Source organism: Aetokthonos hydrillicola CCALA 1050 (assembly GCF_017591665.1).
GTDB classification, from domain to species: domain Bacteria; phylum Cyanobacteriota; class Cyanobacteriia; order Cyanobacteriales; family Nostocaceae; genus Aetokthonos; species Aetokthonos hydrillicola.
The window spans coordinates 1-1,800 of the sequence record NZ_JAAKGC010000343.1 but is presented as its reverse complement, the minus strand read 5'-3'; the positions used below and the strand labels follow the sequence as shown (position 1 = coordinate 1,800).

Genomic DNA, 1,800 nt, shown 5'->3' with positions numbered 1-1,800 from the left:
ATGAATACAGCTAATTTTCCGTGGCTGACGACGATTATTTTGTTACCTATAGCGGCGTCACTACTAGTTCCTCTCTTACCCGATAAAGACGGCAAAACAGTGCGCTGGTACTCCCTAATCGTAGGGTTGATTGACTTCGCACTTATTGTCTGGGCTTTTTATAACAATTACGACTTCTCAAACCCGAATTTACAGCTTGTAGAAAGTTACCCTTGGGTTCCACAGCTTGATTTAAATTGGTCAGTAGGGGCAGATGGACTATCTATGCCCCTGATAATTTTGACTGGATTTATTACCACGCTGGCAATGTTAGCAGCTTGGCCTGTAACACTCAAGCCCAGGCTATTTTACTTTTTGATGCTGGCAATGTATGGCGGTCAAATTGCCGTGTTCGCTGTCCAGGATATGCTGTTGTTTTTCCGGGTGTGGGAACTGGAATTAGTACCGGTATACTTTCTACTCTCGATTTGGGGAGGTAAAAAGCGGCAGTACGCAGCCACCAAGTTTATTTTGTACACCGCTGGTGGTTCGCTATTTATTTTGGTTGCTGGGTTGGCGATGGCGTTTTATGGCAATACAGTCACTTTTGATATGCGCGCGATCGCTCTTAAAGACTACGCCCTCAATCTCCAACTCTTGCTTTACGCTGGCTTCCTCATAGCCTACGCCGTCAAGTTACCAATTTTTCCACTACACACTTGGCTACCAGATGCTCATGGTGAAGCCACAGCCCCAGTACACATGTTGCTGGCAGGTATCCTGCTAAAAATGGGTGGTTACGCAATCATTCGCATGAATGCCCAGATGCTTCCCGATGCCCATGCCTATTTTGCCCCAGTACTCGTGATTTTGGGGGTAGTCAATATTATCTACGCTGCCCTCACATCCTTTGCCCAGCGCAGCCTCAAGCGAAAAATCGCCTACTCTTCAATTTCCCACATGGGCTTTGTCATCATTGGTATTGCCTCTTTCACCGATTTGGGTTTAAGTGGGGCAATGTTACAAATGGTGTCTCATGGTTTGATTGGGGCGAGTTTATTCTTCCTTGTAGGAGCGACTTATGATCGGACACACACCCTGATGTTAGATGAAATGGGTGGTGTTGGGCAGAAAATGGGTAAGATGTTTGCCATGTGGACGGCTTGTTCAATGGCTTCTTTAGCTTTACCAGGCATGAGTGGTTTTGTGGCAGAGTTAATGGTGTTTGTTGGCTTTGCCACCAGCGATGCCTATAACCCTACCTTTAAATTTATTGTCGTTTTCTTAATGGCAGTTGGTGTGATTCTCACTCCAATTTATTTGCTGTCAATGTTGCGGGAAATTTTCTACGGTCAAGAAAACAAAGAATTGGTTTCTCATCAGAAACTCATCGACGCAGAACCCCGCGAAATTTTCATCATCGCCTGTCTGCTAGTTCCAATCATTGGGATTGGTTTGTATCCCAAGATCTTGACTCAAATCTACGACTCTACAACTTTACAATTGACCGCACGTTTGCGTGAGTCGGTACCAAGTTTGGCACAGCAGAAAGTGTCTCAAGTTTCTTTGAGTGCGCCAAAGATTGGCGATTGATTCGTTGATTTTCAATTTGAATGATTTTCAAAGCAGGTTATACCTGCTTTTTTTATATTTGTCTATTTCCTTAGTAAAAGTTTACAATACTTTTGACAAGACTATTTGTTACCGTAGGACATTCACCACAACCCCTAGATCCATTTCGCCCCATACTCGGTCGGTGGTGATTACTGGAAGGTTATGCTCGATGGCGAGCGATAGACAGGCTCTATCCCCAAGCGAAAG

At 44.6% G+C, this 1,800-nt stretch carries 1 protein-coding gene; it reads left to right on the top strand.

Features of this window, described 5'->3' with window-relative positions:
- Nucleotides 1-1,572 carry a photosynthetic/respiratory NAD(P)H-quinone oxidoreductase subunit D1 gene (gene ndhD1 / locus G4P69_RS37720; protein ID WP_208355040.1) on the top strand — a complete coding sequence of 524 codons (1,572 nt, stop codon included), beginning with the start codon at nucleotides 1-3 and terminating at the stop codon, nucleotides 1,570-1,572.
- Nucleotides 1,573-1,800 lie beyond the last annotated feature (228 nt).